The sequence below is a fragment of the Salmonella sp. A1325 genome, from assembly GCF_056991255.1.
Genome location: NZ_JAMLWO010000001.1, coordinates 354223 through 370520, shown reverse-complemented (window position 1 = coordinate 370520; position 16298 = coordinate 354223). Strand labels below are relative to the sequence as shown.

The window sequence follows — 16298 nt, the reverse complement described above, 5'->3', positions numbered from 1 at the left end:
TTTCAAAAATCGCTGTGCGCGTTTTAAATGCGTCAGGAGTACGAAGACACCCCCGGAAAATTACGACGCGTCCACGGCCTTCTCAAAGCGTTTTTTGATAAGGCTCAGGATCTCCTTCTCGGCGACCTTATCAAACCCCATGTACGGGCGTGCAGGAATGGCCGCCGGTCCTGGTCGCATATCAGGCGTTCCACCCCACTGGTGAATCGCCGCGTAAGGCTCATTAGAGCCTATCATCGCATACGTATCGCCGTAGTCAGTGGTCATTTCACCGGCAAGCTTGCCGTGCAGCGTCAGGATTTTACCAGGAACATAACCGTGCTTTGTGCGCCACGCTCGCCAGGGCTCCGACCATTCATGCCATTTGTCGCCATCAGGCTCTTTTTGTTGCTCAAAGGCCATTTCAGACGACGACAGCAGGCTGGCCGCCACGGAACGGGTCAGCCCCTTGCCATCATCACCCATCGCCTGCAGTTCCAGAAACACACGCTGCAGGCGCTTAACATCAATGACCACTGCGGCATCAATTGTAGACATGTTGCCCTCCGGCGAATAAATAGCGTAAAATGTAGTCAGCGGTTGATGTACGCTTAACTGGTAAAGTGGTGCTAGCCTTCGGGCGAAGGACTTTTGCAGGTTCGACCCCTGCCATTAACCGCTAATCCACTTCCCCTTCGAGTAACTCCAGTTTTCCACTACGAATATCAGCTTTAAGATCGCTGACATCGCGAATTCTGTAAGTGTTGATCACTACGTCAAGCTGATCCGGCTGGCGTTTAATACCAAAAGGTGCATTAACCACTATCTTTGCCAGGCCGTCTTTTGTGGTCACGATATACATCAGGTTATTGTGAGACTTGTCCCATAATACCGCTTCGGGATGAGCCAGCAGCGCAGGCAGCAACTGAAAATCGTCGGCCTGCAGCGCAACCCCCGTAAGGTGATGCTTGTCACTGTCGGCGTGCAGCACATTCTTACCGCTCATTGCCAGCAGTCGGGCGGGTGGTTCGCCGGTTCGTTGCTCAACCGCATCCGCAACGGATTCAGACATAAAGCCCAGCGTGCGGATATCGTTACCCCCGCGTCGGCTTTCCATGATGTTTTTCGCCCAGATCCGAAACGCCAGTTGCCGCTCCGGGCTGTTGTTCATCTCTTTTACCACCATCTCGCGAAGCTGAGGACTTTTGACTTCAACCAGCTTGCGGATAAGCGTCTGATCAAGACCGAACGCCGCCGAACCGGGGTTATATGACCAGCCCACATCCGGCGTCATGACACGAGCACCGTCGGCAAAGGTGGTCACGTCCATATCAATGATTTCGCCGGTGGCCTTGTCCACTGCCGCCTGTACCTTCTTCGTGGTGAGGTATTTATCGCCCTGCGTGGCTTTCAGGCCCAGCGAATCCATACGCGCCTGTGACAACGCCCGGACGCGGCAGCGACAGTTCCAGCCGTTCGGCGGGTAGTGGGTTTTCCAGAAGGGGTCATCATAGCGGAACACCAGACCATTAAGCGCGGCGTGAGAGGGTCGCGTGCGGCTGTCCATCACCGCCACATACTGCCAGAACGGGTGCGTGTCGGTACTGTTCATCAGTTGCGCATAGCGCCCAACGTTGTACGCCACGCGGGTATTGACGTTATATATCAGCGCCAGACGGCGCGGGCTGCCAAGCTGCACAGTTTCGGCGTTGCCGGCACTGTCCACGATAATCTGTTTACCCCACCATCCGAGCTTTTTCAGGCGGGGTGCGAGGGTGTCGATAAACTCCTGCTGACTGACACCCTGTGAAATAGCGCGCTCAACCTCATTCTGGATAGTGGTCAGTACATCCACACGCGCGGCTTTTGCCACCGTAAACGAGCGGGCGTGAACATCCACGGCCGTATCGTACCAGTTCCAGCCGATGTGCTGCCCTTTAGCCCGGAAATACGCGATCACCTCTTTGGGCTCAAGGGTGGCGGCGTAACCTAAATCAATCAAGGTCGTCCACCATACCCTTTACTTCCGCCGCAAACATCGCATCTGTCAGCAGTGCCATCAGCTTTTTATCGTCCATCTGCTGATACAGTTCCGGCAGGTCAGACAGCGCATCCGCCAGCCCCTTCGTTTTAATCGCGTTGATAACCGGCTCCAGTACCGGATCAATCGCCGCCTGCAGAACGCCGGCAGGAACGGAATCGCCCAGGTCATCGAGTTCATCACGCGGACCGGTCGTGACCGGCGCGGGTGGCTGTGCCGAGAGCGCTGCCTGCTTTTCCTGACGTTCCGGCCGTTCCGGCGGTGGCAGGGTCATTTCCGGGCTGGCGATGGTAAATACCGGCTCGTCCCCGACCGGTTCAGGAATGCCGGTCTGGTCACGAATCCACGCCAGCGGCACCGGCATTCCGGCGCCGAGCTGCACGACGGCCGCGGTGATTTTGGTGATATCGCCCGGCTCTTTGGTCTGGAAGGCCAGACGCGGCAGGCGACGAACGTCCACCGCGTGGGTGGTGTTGAGCGCATACAGCGGATAGACCAGATCGCGGCTAAGCGTGGTGGTTAACTGGCGAAGGTCAGCATCACGAATTTCCTTGCGTACTTCGTCATGTACTTCACCCAGGCTGCGCGCGCCTTTATCGCCGGCGTCAGTGGTTAATGTACCGCCGAGGATAGCTTTGGAAATGGAACGTTCGCCCCACTGCATCATCGCCAGGAACGGGTCTGCCTGACCGCTGGCCGCCGCCTCAAATTCCAGGCTCATCCCGGTCGGGATAATACCGCCGGTACGCCGCCCGATTTCCAGCACCGCCCGCATCAGGGCGGCTTTCTGGCCCGGCGTGGCACCGGCCGGATATTTACCGACCTTCATCGGCAGGCCGTACACCTCCAGAAACTCCGCCAGATCACGCACGGAATAGTTTTTGAAGATAAACGGCCAGATAAGCGTGCGTACCAGCCCCTGCGTGCCGGCGTAACCGGTACGCGATCGCGCCTGATGAACAATCCAGCCGAACGGCTGGAACGGGACGCCTTCGGCGCTGCCGTCACGCAGCCGCAGCTCGCTGAAATCCTGCGGATTGAGGCAGAAGTGCGCGGCGTCACGCCAGATAACCTTATTGATTACAAACGCGCGACCAATGCGGCCCCATTCGATTTCCTGGCAACTGTAGCCCTTGAGGATGGCGTCGGTTGCATCAAACAGCATGGCGTCGAACCAGTCTGCGCCGTGAAAGTACTCGTCGAGCATCTCCGCGTCTTTCTTTTCCTGCGCGGTGGCGTTCGACGGCGGCACAATGCTCCAGGGAACACTCTGTATCGCCAGCCGGCGCTTGCTGAGTTCGGCGAACAGGTGGGTGTCTTTCTCCTCGATGTCGGCCGCAAGGTCGGACTGCGCCATCAGGTCGCCCTGTTCGGCAGCGCGAAGACACTGCGCCGCCCGGTTCGGGGTGATGCCCGATGCCGGATGTTCAATAAAGCGGTTCGCTATCTGCGGGATGTCCAGTACCGCCGTCTGCATCTCTGGATCAAAGTCGAACGGCTGCCCGTCCAGATTGACTATTTTTCCCATTACCAGCACCCCTGCTCAAATTCGTGATACGCGCCGTCGGCGTCTTCTTCCTCCGGCGTCATAAAGAACCGTCCCCTGTCTTCGGCGTCTTCCATCGTGCGTCCGCGCTCCGGCATCGCCAGACATGCCTCGTCATCGAGCACGAAACCATCCATATAAGAAGCCCGATTTGCCATACACAGCGACACCGCAAAATCACCATGACGACGGCTGCCGGCAGCCGTCGCGTTCTCGTCTTTGGTACGCCCCTTATCAATCTGCGGCGTACCGGCCACCACCTTGATATGACGCAGGTCATCAAGCGTGGTCTGATGGCGGGCAACAAAGATATTCTGATCTTCAAACTCCGCTTTCAGCTTCGGCATCCACTCGCCGTACCACTTCGCCGAGAGTTGTACACTGTCCACCATTTCAGGCCCGAACCGTTCAAGCGCTGCTTCTGCAAGAAAATCACCGTTACCGGTGGCATCGAACGCCGCCCCGATAAGTCGGGTAACGCGCTCCAGGATATAGAGCATGATTTGCCGCTGCTGCTGATAAGGCATGTTGCGCAGTTCGACACGAAACGCCTCGCGCTTCTGCAGGTCTTCGGTGATTTCAAGCAAGGTAAAGCAGGTCAGATCGCCGCGACGGGCAAAGTCTTCGCCGAAGCTGTAACGTGAGCGTTCATTAAGGGAGTTTAAAAGCGGTTTTAAATGTTCTTCACACCAGGCGTTAATCTCAGACTCGCGCAACCAGGCCGCACGACTGAGGAAATCTTCCGGCGCTTCGAAGGTCAGAATGGGAATACCGCGCACCATCGCCAGCTCAATAAGCGCATGGGGAATATAGGCACCGCCGGACTTTTTCGGCACGCAGCCGTATTCCTCGTCAGCATCCTCGCGGGTCGGGGCGTCACGGTAAAGGCTTTCACGCCAGGCAATCTGAGCTTCCGGTGACCAGATCTGATCCGTCACGTAGCAGATGCGCTTATAAAGCCCGTCAGCAATAGCATCATCAATCGAGATGGTATGCAGGGAGTAGTCCTTGCGCCCGGCAAGAACCTCCTGAATCAGTTCATTAAAGTAGTTATCGACGCCGTTATGTGTGGAGATAATACGGACACGGCACCCCCACATACGCATTGCCAGGGCAGCCTTAAGTAACTCACGTAACCCTTCATGGAATGCGGCTTCATCAATTACCACATCACCCTGCAGGCCACGAAGGTTGGACGGGCGGGAAGACAGCGCCTGGATTTTAAAACCACTACGGGGGAAGCGCACCATATAGGTGAGGATCTCTTCTTTCTTTTCGCTGTCCCAGAAGGTCTGCTCGTAAACGTCGGCTTTTGCCAGCCGGTTAAACGCGCGGGCAAACAGCGCAACGGCGGCGATGTACTCCAGCGCCATTTCCTGCTTGGAGCCGACATAGAAAGTATTACGGCCATGCCGCTTTTTAGGTTTAGCGGCATTAATGACGTTACGTCCGGCTTCTGCCCAGGTGATACCCGTTCGGCGGCTTTTCTGACCAATAACCACGCCGCTTTCATCCAGGAACCACCTCTGCTGATACCCCAGAAAAACCGGCTCCTGCTCCGGTTTTGCATCACTGATATCGGTGGTGATGTCCACACCGAGTTTTTCAGCTTCTTCTTTCAGGTCAATCAGTCGGGGTTCGCCAACTGCAGTGAGCGTGGGTTCTTTTTTCCTGGCCATTACGCTTTACCCAGAAGAATGCGGCGAATACTGGCTTCCAGCTCTTCGCTCATCCCGTCCGTGCCGCGCAGTTCGTCGGTGACGGCGCTCGCCATCTCTTCGGCAAAGGCCGCGCGGATCTCTTTTTCACGCTTCATACTGCGCTCGGCGGCACTCTCCAGGCGCTGAACGGCCAGCATGATATTTTTAAGCAGGCCAATATCGATCTCGCCGTCATCTTCCAGGTCACGGCGAGCGGCGCGGAGTTTGCGAAACAGCAGGGAGCGGGTCATTTCAAGAATGAGCGTGGTGGTGTCGCCGGTGGGTTTGTCGCCGAGTTCCGCCACCATCGCTTTTGTCTGCTCACGCAGATCGCGAAGGTCGCGGGCCACTTCCTCGTTTTCAGACGCCAGACGCCACACAGCTCCGCGGCTGAGTTTCATTTCATCAGGAAGCCCGGCCTCTTCGATAAGGCGGTTAATCTCTTCCCGGACCTGTACCTGCGTGAAACGCTTCTCGCGAAGCATCTCAAGCAGGGGCTTACGGATGCTGTCAGGCAGAAGATCGGCTTTTTTCACACGTCCGCGGGTGGGCTGCTTGTCCATGACTTAATCCCTCGCACGCAGCTTTTTCACACCCGGCGCAGTGCTGCGCCCCTCGGCCACATCCTGGCCCCGTCCGGTCAGTTCGGCGATGTAATAGCCGTTCAGGGTACGCAGACGGACCAGCCCCTGTTCGGCAAGCCAGGCCATATGGGTATGAACGGTATCGCGTGACACTTTGTGTCCGTAGTCATCCAGGCAGTCCTGCAGGACGGATTCACCGAGTTCGCCGTTGTAGTCGGCAAGCGAACGCAGAATGACCAGACGCTGGTCTTCGGTAATAAAATTGCTCATTGCGGAGTCTTCCTTACAGCCTGTTCCAGCAATAATTCGTTCTGATGAGAGACCGCTTTCAGGGTTGCGGCCGTCTCCTTAAGGTCGCCGCGCAGGGTCGCAATCTCGACGTGCAGCCGGCTGACCTCATCCTGTGTTGGCAGGTTGGCAATCCGGGTTTCCACCCGTTCAACCCTGTCATGCAGTTTTTCGAACGCCTCGCGCGGCACAAATGTCCGGCGCATCAGCGCCATAAAAATACCGCCGGCCGTCGCCGTGGCCGACAAAATCGGAACAAGGTAATCCTTAACGACACTGAGCCACACGCAGGGCCTCCCGTAATGCCTGGCAGTCCACGCAACACACCGCGTCAGGTATGGCAACCAGACGTTCAGGCGATATCACGCAACCGCAGTCCTCGCAGTTCCTGACAGCCGTTACCGGTACAGGGTGATGTACCCGGTACTGATGCTCCGCCAGGCTGCGCTCTGTAAACTGCGCCTCCAGTTCCGAAGCGCGATCGACGTTATCCATGTGCTTTGGTGTCTGACGTTGCCAGGAAAACCGCAGATTCAAACCTGTCCCGCGGAATGTCGTACCCGATGGCGGCCAGAATCCCGCGCAGCACCTCAAAATCCAGGCGACCCGTCAACGCCGGGTCATGCTCAGCCGTGACACGGGCATTATCTGCTGCGATCAAAGACTGCATCTGGTTGTACGTTGTTGCAGGTGCTGTCGACGCTGTCGCAGATGTATCAGCAACAGCCGCCGTATCAGACGCTGCCGCAATACCTGCATTTTGCGTTTGAGTGGGTTCAGTCATGGTCTTTTCCTCTTCATTTTCGCCGGTGAGACGACTTATCAGCCGTTCCGGCCATGTCAGTAAATTCATGTTGTCGTTGTTCCTCAGCGCGGCGGATGTTCGCTTTATCGACGTTGCAGTTTTTCACCACCGCCAGCAGTTGCAGGTTGTAGTCCACCGATGCACCGAAGGTAAAAGGCTCCGGCAGCGGTGGCACAACACAGTCAGCCGTCCATTCAGCGGGAAGCGGAACCGGCGGCACCTGTACGTATTTCACTGACGGCGGCGCGCACGCGGTCAGCAGCAGCGGCAGGCACAGCAACACGGGCCGCAGGCTCTGCGGCAAGCGCCGGGCGAATCTCCGCTCTGACCGTTTCGCTGTGCTGCGTATTGCGTTGCTTTTCATCTGTAGCCGCCTTACTGAGCGTGTTAAAAAACTGCATGGTGTTCTGCTGGTTGTTCAGAATGCGCCGGGCCTCGTCGCGCTGTTGCGTAAGGGTGGTGATATCAGCCTGCAGGCGCTCTACCTGCTGTCGTTCAGCCCACACCCCGACAGCAAGACAAATCACCACGGCCACCACCGCCACAACCGGCAGTTCATCTTTCAGGCCAGCCATAACACGCCCCGTAACAGCAGAACGGCGCACAGCACCGAAATCATCACCGGCCGCCAGTAGTACATTACGACTGCGGTAAGTCGTAACGACATAGCCACTCGTCCGCAGAACGCCGCGCCTCCAGTCCCGGCAGCTTCTGACCTTTGGAGTAGATCCACCGGATGTACTGGCCGCAGGCCGCAGGCATCCTTCCTTCATTAATCAGACGTAGCAGCGTGGAGTTACGGAAGTTGGTTTCGCCCGCCCAAAACACCCAGGAGGCCAGTGCCACCGTCTGCCCCTGCGTGAGCGGCACTTTGACGTAACGCTGAATAGCGGCGAACGCCCAGCTCATATCCTGTTTCAGCAACGCAAGGCATTCGGCATCGGTTTTCACCATGCCGGGCTTGACGTCCGGGCCGGTATGCCCGTAACAGATGGTTGGCGTGCCGGTTGGATCGATATAGGTCGCATTCGATTTACCCTCCCAGTACGCGGTGTACGAGGTGGCAATACCAACCATGCCGGCGCCGGCCAGCACAAGGGCAATCAGTTTTTTACGTAACGCAGGGGGGAGTTTCGGCACGGGTCACTCCATCAGTAACAAACCTGTACCGAGAGTAACAATGAAGGAAGAGGGTTAAGGATTGCGGTAACTTAGAAAAGAAAAACCGGCATATGCCGGTCAGTGGTGGTTAGCGTCAAACATATCGGGCTGAACACGCCGGCGGTAGCGTTTTTGCTGTTCGCGAATAATGGCGTAAATCTGGGTTTCAGACATATGATACTCGCGGCGCAACTTCTCAATGCGCTCTCTTTTCGACCAGCGGCAGTAAATCTCATGATTACGCAGCTCGGCAAAGAGAGATTCCCCCATTGGCAAGTAATAGGCCCTGCCACCCATATAACCCGCCTGCGCAGCGATAGTTTTACGGGCAAGGCGGTCAGCCTCCGCCGGCTCAAGCCCCTGACGACGCAACTCAGCGCTGACAACCTCAACGAGCGCAAACAGCATCTTAGGCCAGCTTTTTTTGAGTTCATCTTCCGGAATGTGATCAAGATGGTCAATCAGCGCATTTAAGCGCTCATCGTCCTCAAACATTCCCATCTGTACCTCAGCCATAACGCACCTCTGGCAAGCCTAAACTGTGATGCCTTAATATAAAGGAAAAATCCCGCGCTGTGGCGACAGACGCAGACACTGTGGAAGGGAAATACTTATTAACAGATCGCTTATTGATCGTTATTTTTTATAACCACATGATAATGATCGTTTTTATACGTCAATTTTTTTGAAGACACCCGCTTTACGGGGGTTGCCGTCATCAAAAAGCTCGTGCATATCATGCGTAATGGTTTCATCGTCAATATGAATACCAATCACACCAACTCTGAATGCACACCACGCCTGACCCAGTGCAAGCAGGCACAATTTTATACGGCCGGACAATGACCGCCCTGAATAAAGGAATATATCCATGAAGCCCTCCTTAATGATTTCATGTCCACCCGAACTTGAAGCTGAGATTAGCGAATTAGCAACCAGGTATAAACTTATCAACCCCAGGATTAAAGCAACAACTCTTAGTGCGGCGAGTAATGATGCTTTACTTATTGTGCTGGCCGCCGTTTCCACTGATGGGTTCTGGGAATCGCTGGCAAGTATGTTTCAGACATGGATCAACTCAAGACCCTCCAGACAAACCATACCAGAAAAAAGAGTAAAGCGAACGGTACTCGTTCGCTCCTGGAAAGCTTACCAGGAAGTCAGTAAGACTACCGAGTTTTATAACTTTAACGCTGAAGAACTCCAGCAATTAAAGCAAATGTATGAGGATAAAGACGAGATTATCAGTTGTATCATTCCCTGCGAAAGTGAGGAGTCAGAAGAGAAATAAATCCCGCGCTGTGGCGGGGTTTGGGTTAACGGCGGGCGGCGATGTGTGATTTAAAACGCTGGCAGGTCTGGTCATAGCTGATTTTTTCGCGCTCCGACAAACCAAGAGCGCGGAGCATTTCGCGCCGGTGCCAGCGTTTGAGACGTTCCAGCATATCAGACGCCAGCGCCGGTTTTCTTTCCAGCCACTGATAGTTTGCCACACCTTCGCCGCCGTTCTGCGGGGCTGTCTGCTTTCTGACCCAGCCATTAAGCGCTGTAACACTGTCGCTACTGAGAAAACCCTGAGCATACATAAGACGCCATATAGCGCGGATTTTGGCGGTCACTGTAGCGGGTTTTAAAGCCCTGTTTTGCGGCTTTGAACGTACTTTGAAACCGCGTTTTTTGAACGTCGCCAGCACTTTCGACAACTCCGTTTGCGTCATATCGCGGCAACTGGTTTTACCAACGACAGCACGCAGGGCATCGCGGTAAGTGTCAGCGTCCAGATGTAGATCTTTTTTGGCTACGTGTATTAGCGTGATAAGGGATGCGCGATCCATGATAGTGACTCTCCAAAGGAGGCGGTGTCGCAAACACCGCCCTGTTATTTTTTACGATGAGAAATGGAATGATTGAGATATTTAAGACGCTCCATATGCAATTTCAACGGGCAATCCTTGCAACCGGGACAATACCTGCACTCGGAACCCTTTTTATAGTGGGTATTTTGGTGTACATCAGCAAAGGTACAATCATTTATTTGACCCTGGGAATATTTGGACTGCTGGCAACGATAGAAGTCTATTACAGGCACGGGAAGGCCGTGCTGGAAGCACGTAGTAATATTCGAGGCCCAGACATGATTTATCTTGAACTTACAGACAAGGGCCTTAAACCAAAAAAACTCAAAGAGTTCGAGTACCAAGGGTTCATATTCCGAACCCACGGCTTTGAAGAGATGGAAGTCGCCGTAACCGCTACAGGTCCATACTGCCCCCGATGCAAAGGTCAACTGGCAGAACGACGGAGAATCCAGTATCTCTTTTTCCCTGAGATCACGTTCAGATGTATATGTGGATTTTGCACCACAAGCGACAGAACCGGAGGTGAAATGCTTAAAGATGTCAGATATATGGTGTGCAAAGTTTTTGATGAAAAAGAAAAACCTCATATCGGATAACCCCAGATAATAAATATCAGGACTTCGGAATTATTTTTTTCGAAGTCCTGTTTATTTTCACGAAACGCCAGCTAACAGTGCTTTTTGTATGGCGATATTTTCACATTCAAGAAACACAGATTCAGACACCCGAAACTTTAGCTCCTTCACCAGAAAATCATTAACGCGCTGGTGAATCCTTACATTTTTTTCTTTCTCTTCCTGTCGTAACACTGCTAACCTCCCGGTAATGGCCCTGCGTTTTTTGCTACAGATAAACAGTGCTTTTGTTGCCGCTTTACGCCATTCATCACCCCCCTGGGGCTCGTACTCAAGCTGGAATTTAATTTCTTCGATACTGCCATCTATAACTGTCAGAAGATTAAGACAATCACCGATTGTTTTTAGCTTTTCAGCCTCAATGTAATCTCTCACGTTTCCACCTCCGATAATTCCGGCAAGGCATCAATCCATGCCCAGTGCGTTACCTTGCCATCTTCATCCTCGACGCAAGCCCCGGTCTCCTCATCCACGAACAGTCCCTCATGGCCCAGATGACCAATCCGCAGTTCCTGGTGATAGCCGTACTGCACAACCAGCTTTCCACCACAGACAGGCATACCCGCCGCACAGATAAGCGGCTCTTCGGATTCAACAAATAATGTCGTTATCATGATGACGCCTCCGCCTGCTTTTTAGCCGCATAAAACTCGTCAGACAGAATCTCGACCATGCGATCGTTAGAGGGTTTTATGCCCGCTCTGACGTAAATCACATCGCCGACACGAAACCATTCAAGCACCCCGAAAAATGTTACGCTAAAATCCAGTCCCAGCGCAGGTAACAGCGCATCAGTCCTTGCACTCGTCACCGGGCGGTAGTCGTGCCACGTATCCGCCAGTTCTTTCGCCAGTGTGCGCAAATGAGCCGGGATACGCGAACGCCTCGGCTCGCAACTCCAGCCTGTGGTTTCTCGCTGAACCGTCCATAACTCGCGCGCGAACGGTCGTTCTTCACCGGGAAAACTCATTGCATAAAAGCGACGTCCGCTAACATCGGTTTTAAATACCGCCCGACCACCACCTCCCAGAACTTCGGCGAGTTTACGGGCTTCTTCATTAAGTTTCTGGCTGTCGAGAAGATATTGATCCCACGCGGCCAGTGCAGCGGGATTTGAGGTTTTAAAGAACATTACGCCACCTCCACGGATACAGGGACGTACTCAGGCTCCGGGGAACGATCAACAATCAGGTAACGCAGAACATGAGAGGTAATATCCCATCCGCTCATACCATCAATAAATCTTCCCAGCCGGGCATCGATATAACCAAAGGTAAATTGCGGTACACCTTCTTTGCACAGCTCCTCGCTAACCTCCATCACAACATACGTCGCTTCGCAGGTCAGAATGCCCATTGCGAAATCCTTCACCAGTGACGGAATGCTGTTACCCTCAATCCAGGGTAGCGACTTACGAAAATCACACCAGTTTACCGGGGCAGGCTCCTGGCTGGACTTATCAGCACGTTCATCGCGAGCGTTCTGGCGCGGCCGGGGAATATCATAAAAGCCGTTACACTCCGTCAGCGCGCCAGCACCCACTGCATCACGCAGGAAATAAATCATCGAAGAGGGCGGCACCTGCAATTTGTCAGCCAGCACACCACAGGTCAGCCTACCGTAGGCGCTAATAAGGGCTTTTACACCCATCAGGATTTTTTGATCGATCATCGGTTATTCCTCCGTAATGGCGATGAATTCGGAGTGCTTAATTTCAACAAGAGCCTTACTCATATCAGCAGGCAGGGACTTTTCTCCGTTCTCACCGACCGGAATACTGACTACCAGCGCCTTCTTCTCAGGGAAAAAACCAGCAGCAGACCAGGCGACAAAATGCTGCCCGTGATTAACGTAGTTTGCGTCCGCATAGCAGCCCAGTATTTCCACAACCCAGGCATCAAACAGCGGTAACACCTGTAATTTCTCGTTTATCTCTTTCAGGCGAGCTGCCAGTTGCTTTCCTTCGCTATAGCGGCGGTCTGGCCTGACCTCAAACAACGCCTGACCATCGTCATCAAATTCTTTACTGGAAACACGTTTGTTTCTGCCGCAGTCCATACCCCCGCGCACCAGGAGCGCACTGATGTACTCAGTACCAAAATGTTTACGTGACAAATACCCGACCGCATTACACGCACTCAGAAAATCACGAATAGCCTCTCTGCGGGGTTTACCGATTTTCTCCTGATATTCCTTATGATATTTAATCGAGTCCGCTTCATTTAATTTAAAATAACGCCGTTGCATTGCCATGATTATTCCTCCAGCAGCGCTACATATTCGGAATGTTTAATACGGATACATTCATCAGGCACTTTTCCGCGAATTTCACCTCGTTCATTTAACGGCACACGGAACAGAATAACGTCACTGTGACGGGAGTTGCGGGGTCGCCAGAACGAGAAATCCCCGAACAAGGATAACAGCAGATCAACAACCCCCAACCGCTCACACAGCCAGTGATCAAAGGGCGGGTAGTCTTTCAGTTTTTCACAGGCCTGTTTAAGGTCTTCGGCAACCATACTGCCACCGACACAGCTACCGTCCGGCGTGGCGCTGAACAACGGCTTACCATCGACCAGTAAAGTCGTTACCTCTGCCGACCAACCGTCATGCGGCAACTGGTTAAAGTAAACAGCTTCAATGACCTCGTGACACCCTTTATCCACCACTTTAAAACCCACCGCGCCGAGCAAGGTCTGCAACTGGCAAAGAATACGCTCGCGTGCAGGTTTAACGTCCGCGCTATACGCAGAAAGGTATTTATCGGTAACAACAGCATCAAGTTTAAAATAAGCGAATTTCATTATTTCATTCCTTATATTCAGAATTCAGGCGTAAGCAGTCCCCTGACGCGAACGCCATAATTTAAAAGTGATTCGGATTTAATTAATTACAGTTTGGCGATATCCAGCGAAAGCTGTTTATATTCCTTACCGTTTTCACGCTGATAAAAGCGCAGATAGGTGCTGCTGCCGTTAACCTTGATGGAGTCCACAACAGCCCGCATCGCCTCCAGCCACTCTTCATCGTCAATATCCAGATCGCGTAACCCCAAAACCTCGTTAACATCAATCATTCCCTGCTTATTCACACGGAAGGAGCGGTTAACAATGGCAATCAGGTTTTTGTTAGCCCCGTCTGACCATTCGGCAATACAGGCGTCAATCATCTCTTTAGCAGCCTGAATGCGTTCATCAAACACACGGTGCTCACCCGTTGCCCGCACCACACGGCGGGAGCCGTCGAAGCTGGGGAGCGTGACATTACCCTTAGTGCCGCCATACGTCACGCCGTACTCAGATGCCGACAGGTCAACAAAATCACCGATACGCTGCATGGCGCGTAACTTAAACTCGGCCATTTTACGACGCAGCTCGCGCGCCTCTTCGTAAAGCTCATTAACCAGCTCATCACGCAAAAGGTCGATAGGCTTGATTTTATCCACCGGCACCAGATGCCCCATCGCATTACAGCGATATCCGTCAGGGATTTTTTGAACCGTAACTGAATTGTCTCTTTGAGCCTGCATAATTCACCTCAGTGCGTTTGTTTTTTATTTACGTCTAACTCGGTTACTCCACGATCAATAATAATTGAACCTCTTTTGCGCATAGCATCGTAAACCATCTCCTGTATCACCCCGGAAATCGCAGGGGCTTCCTTCATTAAAATCTTGCCGAATAACTGCTCAGGTGACTGATTGCCTTTTTCAAGTCCGGAAGAGTCAACCTGAACCAGAACTGTAGTAGAAATAAACTCCGTCCCCATTTTGAAGTGCTTTTCTCCTTCCTCACGTTCGACGGTAAAAACAACCTGCACCTTATTGCCCATTTCAGTTTCCTCAGTAGTGATAATTAATCTTCCCAGTACACCGTGCAGCCACCCACGCGAGCCGCACGAACACAGCGACGTACACCTTTATTACAGACAGTAATTTCAACCTCACCCGGCATTTGACACTGCGGCGGAGTGGTACGCAGCGCGTAACGCTGCGGATAGCGTTTACTCTTCTGCAGAACGGCACCGGAAAGCTCGGTAAGGCGACAGGCCGCATTCAGTAAATCAAACAGGTTTGTCATACTGTAGCCTCCGCGAGTAATTCGGATTCCACCAGGTCGCAGGCATTTTTAAGAACCAGCTTCCTGATACCGCTGTATCCCTCCTGCGTCCTGTCACCCAACACGCAGCGTATTTCCCTGTATACCATCTTCCAGGTTGCACGGTAGCAACCCGGATGAAAGGTTGCCCTGAGCATCAGCATTTCCCAGATATCAGGAAACAGGCAGTTTTCATACATCAGGTCTGGCTGGTCACTTTTAGCGGCATACCATTCCAGCCCGTCGATATAAACCACCCGTTTTCCATCATCAGTGAGGGGTGCAGCATAAACAAACGGGATCAAATCTTTACGCATGAAAGAATCAATAGCATTCATACGGATACGTTTCAGCGCGTTAATTTCGCGTTTTACTGCTCTCTTCATGATGATTATCTCCACAACTTATCGGTAAGCATCCGCTGAGTCCGCAGCCAGACCAAGCTTATCCAGAAAATCAACAACCCCTGAACGATGCGTACTGACAGGAATTGTCCGCTGGGTTTTATCGGTAAAAGTAATAATTAAATCGCCATGTTCTTCATTATCTGATACCTGAATAAACTTAACAGTGTCGAAATTAATGAGATAATCTCTTCCGTAAATCTCAGGAATATAAATCGCATTCATAATTACACTCCATTTAACGTTTCGCCGTAATTCTTTTTATAAGCCGCTTTTATGTGCTTTTTACGCAGGGGAGAGCGCTCACCGGCGGCCATAATCCACGCCTGATTAAGTACATTGGTCAGTATGCGTAACGCGCCCGGCTTCTTCGCGATAGACTTCATTTCAGCCAGTTCGTCTTTGCCTTTAATACCCCAGGCATCAGCGATTGCCTCGACATCCGAATCAGACACTTTATCAAGCTTGCAGGTACGCGCCATGCGGCTGACGAGGCGTGTCAGGTTGTCATTACGACGACCGGTGATATCCGACATCCCCTCCGGGTTGCCAATCAACACCATACCAACACCAGTGGCGTCCTGAATGGCGCGTAACTGTTCAAACCCGTCAATACCGAGGTGATCTGCTTCATCCACAATCACCAGGCCTTTTTTGCCCGTCAGCGCCTTACGGATAGCGCGGGACAGCGGGCCTTTACCACCCTTAATTTCACCCAGACCAATCGCCACCGCCAGCTCCTGCAGGCACTCGGTGACGCTGGAGTGTGCGGGCGAAAGCGTTATCAGCCAGGTATTAGCCTTTGAACAGTAATCCCGCGCCGCTGCCGTCTTACCCACGCCAGGCTCACCTACCACAGTGTTAATACAGCGCATCAGTCGGGCCGACAGAAACAGCGCCTGCAACTCCTGAACGGTCTCCGTTACTACAAACTGTGGGGCTTCCGGTAGCGTGACCTGCTGCTGGTAATTGTCGTACCAGTCCTGCACCTTAGCCGCGAGACGCTCATTATCCCCGGTGTATTTACCGTTACGAAAGGCTGATAACGTGGCATCTGCAACGCCCATTTCTTTTGCAATTGTGACCTGCGTAAATACATCACGCGCAATCAGGTCATTAATCGTGTTGATTACTTCATTAATATCGGTCATATTTACCTCGGAAATCGCGTTTTTTTGGTATCTGATAACCTGGGC

Annotated in this window: 29 protein-coding genes; 2 read left to right on the top strand and 27 right to left on the bottom strand. The window is 52.9% G+C overall.

Annotation, left to right across the window (positions count from 1 at the left end):
- Nucleotides 1-60: 60 nt before the first annotated feature.
- The 14 genes from NAZ64_RS01900 to NAZ64_RS01835 form a co-directional block, all read right to left on the bottom strand.
- The gene (locus NAZ64_RS01900; RefSeq protein ID WP_080073650.1) at nt 61-537 is read right to left on the bottom strand and encodes a phage virion morphogenesis protein; all 477 of its coding nucleotides are present in this window, start codon (nt 535-537) and stop codon (nt 61-63) included.
- A 121-nt stretch (nt 538-658) separates the two neighbouring features.
- On the bottom strand, nt 659-1981 hold the full coding sequence (locus NAZ64_RS01895; RefSeq protein WP_080073649.1) for a phage minor head protein: 1323 nt from the start codon (nt 1979-1981) through the stop codon (nt 659-661).
- Nucleotides 1974-3548 (bottom strand): DUF935 domain-containing protein, encoded by a 1575-nt coding sequence (locus NAZ64_RS01890; protein WP_080073648.1) that lies wholly within the window; start codon nt 3546-3548, stop codon nt 1974-1976. Before NAZ64_RS01890 ends, NAZ64_RS01895 begins: the two co-directional genes overlap by 8 nt.
- The gene (locus tag NAZ64_RS01885) at nt 3548-5245 is read right to left on the bottom strand and encodes a hypothetical protein (RefSeq protein ID WP_483640850.1); all 1698 of its coding nucleotides are present in this window, start codon (nt 5243-5245) and stop codon (nt 3548-3550) included. Before NAZ64_RS01885 ends, NAZ64_RS01890 begins: the two co-directional genes overlap by 1 nt.
- The gene (locus NAZ64_RS01880) at nt 5245-5829 is read right to left on the bottom strand and encodes a DUF3486 family protein (RefSeq protein ID WP_080073646.1); all 585 of its coding nucleotides are present in this window, start codon (nt 5827-5829) and stop codon (nt 5245-5247) included. The genes NAZ64_RS01885 and NAZ64_RS01880 overlap by 1 nt, the downstream gene beginning before the upstream one ends.
- Nucleotides 5830-5832: 3 nt before the next feature.
- Complete coding sequence (locus tag NAZ64_RS01875; protein WP_483640849.1) at nt 5833-6120, bottom strand: VpaChn25_0724 family phage protein; 288 nt, start codon at nt 6118-6120, stop codon at nt 5833-5835.
- Nucleotides 6117-6425 (bottom strand): DUF2730 family protein, encoded by a 309-nt coding sequence (locus tag NAZ64_RS01870; protein ID WP_079813636.1) that lies wholly within the window; start codon nt 6423-6425, stop codon nt 6117-6119. The genes NAZ64_RS01875 and NAZ64_RS01870 overlap by 4 nt, the downstream gene beginning before the upstream one ends.
- Entirely contained in the window at nt 6406-6633 is a 228-nt protein-coding gene (locus tag NAZ64_RS01865; protein WP_080073645.1) for a TraR/DksA C4-type zinc finger protein, read from the bottom strand. Before NAZ64_RS01865 ends, NAZ64_RS01870 begins: the two co-directional genes overlap by 20 nt.
- On the bottom strand, nt 6626-6991 hold the full coding sequence (locus tag NAZ64_RS01860) for a hypothetical protein (protein ID WP_139771646.1): 366 nt from the start codon (nt 6989-6991) through the stop codon (nt 6626-6628). Before NAZ64_RS01860 ends, NAZ64_RS01865 begins: the two co-directional genes overlap by 8 nt.
- On the bottom strand, nt 6936-7163 hold the full coding sequence (gene lysC / locus NAZ64_RS01855; protein WP_080073643.1) for an Rz1-like lysis system protein LysC: 228 nt from the start codon (nt 7161-7163) through the stop codon (nt 6936-6938). Before lysC ends, NAZ64_RS01860 begins: the two co-directional genes overlap by 56 nt.
- A complete protein-coding gene (locus NAZ64_RS01850; RefSeq protein ID WP_080073642.1) occupies nt 7138-7518 on the bottom strand; it encodes a DUF2570 domain-containing protein in 381 nt (126 codons plus the stop codon). The genes lysC and NAZ64_RS01850 overlap by 26 nt, the downstream gene beginning before the upstream one ends.
- Nucleotides 7519-7582: 64 nt before the next feature.
- Entirely contained in the window at nt 7583-8083 is a 501-nt protein-coding gene (locus tag NAZ64_RS01845) for a lysozyme (protein WP_483640848.1), read from the bottom strand.
- A 99-nt stretch (nt 8084-8182) separates the two neighbouring features.
- Complete coding sequence (locus NAZ64_RS01840; protein WP_198893326.1) at nt 8183-8620, bottom strand: Mor transcription activator family protein; 438 nt, start codon at nt 8618-8620, stop codon at nt 8183-8185.
- Between the two features lie 153 nt (nt 8621-8773).
- Nucleotides 8774-8977, bottom strand: coding sequence for a hypothetical protein (locus NAZ64_RS01835; protein ID WP_079796666.1), 204 nt, complete (start codon nt 8975-8977; stop codon nt 8774-8776).
- Between NAZ64_RS01835 and NAZ64_RS01830 the strand changes: the two genes are divergently transcribed.
- The gene (locus NAZ64_RS01830; protein ID WP_079796667.1) at nt 8976-9395 is read left to right on the top strand and encodes a hypothetical protein; all 420 of its coding nucleotides are present in this window, start codon (nt 8976-8978) and stop codon (nt 9393-9395) included. The genes NAZ64_RS01835 and NAZ64_RS01830 overlap by 2 nt on opposite strands.
- A gap of 25 nt (nt 9396-9420) precedes the next feature.
- Here the strand turns inward: NAZ64_RS01830 and NAZ64_RS01825 are convergent, their stop codons facing one another.
- On the bottom strand, nt 9421-9939 hold the full coding sequence (locus tag NAZ64_RS01825; RefSeq protein WP_483640847.1) for a gp16 family protein: 519 nt from the start codon (nt 9937-9939) through the stop codon (nt 9421-9423).
- A 68-nt stretch (nt 9940-10007) separates the two neighbouring features.
- On the opposite strand from NAZ64_RS01825, the gene NAZ64_RS01820 reads away from it, so the two are divergent.
- Nucleotides 10008-10559 (top strand): hypothetical protein, encoded by a 552-nt coding sequence (locus tag NAZ64_RS01820; RefSeq protein WP_080073637.1) that lies wholly within the window; start codon nt 10008-10010, stop codon nt 10557-10559.
- 57 nt (nt 10560-10616) lie between these two features.
- On the opposite strand, the gene NAZ64_RS01815 is transcribed toward NAZ64_RS01820, so the two are convergent.
- The 12 genes from NAZ64_RS01815 to NAZ64_RS01760 all read right to left on the bottom strand — a co-directional run bounded on the left by NAZ64_RS01815 (nt 10617) and on the right by NAZ64_RS01760 (nt 16253).
- A complete protein-coding gene (locus NAZ64_RS01815) occupies nt 10617-10973 on the bottom strand; it encodes a hypothetical protein (protein WP_080073636.1) in 357 nt (118 codons plus the stop codon).
- Nucleotides 10970-11212, bottom strand: a complete 243-nt coding sequence (locus NAZ64_RS01810) for a hypothetical protein (RefSeq protein WP_080073635.1) — start codon at nt 11210-11212, stop codon at nt 10970-10972. The genes NAZ64_RS01815 and NAZ64_RS01810 overlap by 4 nt, the downstream gene beginning before the upstream one ends.
- A complete protein-coding gene (locus NAZ64_RS01805; protein ID WP_080073634.1) occupies nt 11209-11730 on the bottom strand; it encodes a hypothetical protein in 522 nt (173 codons plus the stop codon). Before NAZ64_RS01805 ends, NAZ64_RS01810 begins: the two co-directional genes overlap by 4 nt.
- On the bottom strand, nt 11730-12269 hold the full coding sequence (locus tag NAZ64_RS01800) for a hypothetical protein (protein WP_080073633.1): 540 nt from the start codon (nt 12267-12269) through the stop codon (nt 11730-11732). The genes NAZ64_RS01805 and NAZ64_RS01800 overlap by 1 nt, the downstream gene beginning before the upstream one ends.
- 3 nt (nt 12270-12272) lie before the next feature.
- The gene (locus NAZ64_RS01795; RefSeq protein ID WP_080073632.1) at nt 12273-12851 is read right to left on the bottom strand and encodes a DUF5420 family protein; all 579 of its coding nucleotides are present in this window, start codon (nt 12849-12851) and stop codon (nt 12273-12275) included.
- A 2-nt stretch (nt 12852-12853) separates the two neighbouring features.
- Entirely contained in the window at nt 12854-13405 is a 552-nt protein-coding gene (locus NAZ64_RS01790; RefSeq protein WP_080073631.1) for a DUF5420 family protein, read from the bottom strand.
- Between the two features lie 86 nt (nt 13406-13491).
- Nucleotides 13492-14130 (bottom strand): DUF3164 family protein, encoded by a 639-nt coding sequence (locus tag NAZ64_RS01785; RefSeq protein WP_080073630.1) that lies wholly within the window; start codon nt 14128-14130, stop codon nt 13492-13494.
- Nucleotides 14131-14138: 8 nt separating this feature from the next.
- Complete coding sequence (locus NAZ64_RS01780) at nt 14139-14432, bottom strand: hypothetical protein (protein ID WP_080073629.1); 294 nt, start codon at nt 14430-14432, stop codon at nt 14139-14141.
- Between the two features lie 23 nt (nt 14433-14455).
- A complete protein-coding gene (locus tag NAZ64_RS01775; protein WP_080073628.1) occupies nt 14456-14680 on the bottom strand; it encodes a hypothetical protein in 225 nt (74 codons plus the stop codon).
- Nucleotides 14677-15099, bottom strand: coding sequence for a hypothetical protein (locus tag NAZ64_RS01770; protein ID WP_139771645.1), 423 nt, complete (start codon nt 15097-15099; stop codon nt 14677-14679). Before NAZ64_RS01770 ends, NAZ64_RS01775 begins: the two co-directional genes overlap by 4 nt.
- Nucleotides 15100-15102: 3 nt before the next feature.
- The gene (locus NAZ64_RS01765) at nt 15103-15327 is read right to left on the bottom strand and encodes a hypothetical protein (protein WP_080073626.1); all 225 of its coding nucleotides are present in this window, start codon (nt 15325-15327) and stop codon (nt 15103-15105) included.
- A 2-nt stretch (nt 15328-15329) separates the two neighbouring features.
- The gene (locus NAZ64_RS01760) at nt 15330-16253 is read right to left on the bottom strand and encodes an AAA family ATPase (protein ID WP_080073625.1); all 924 of its coding nucleotides are present in this window, start codon (nt 16251-16253) and stop codon (nt 15330-15332) included.
- Between the last annotated feature and the right edge of the window lie 45 nt (nt 16254-16298).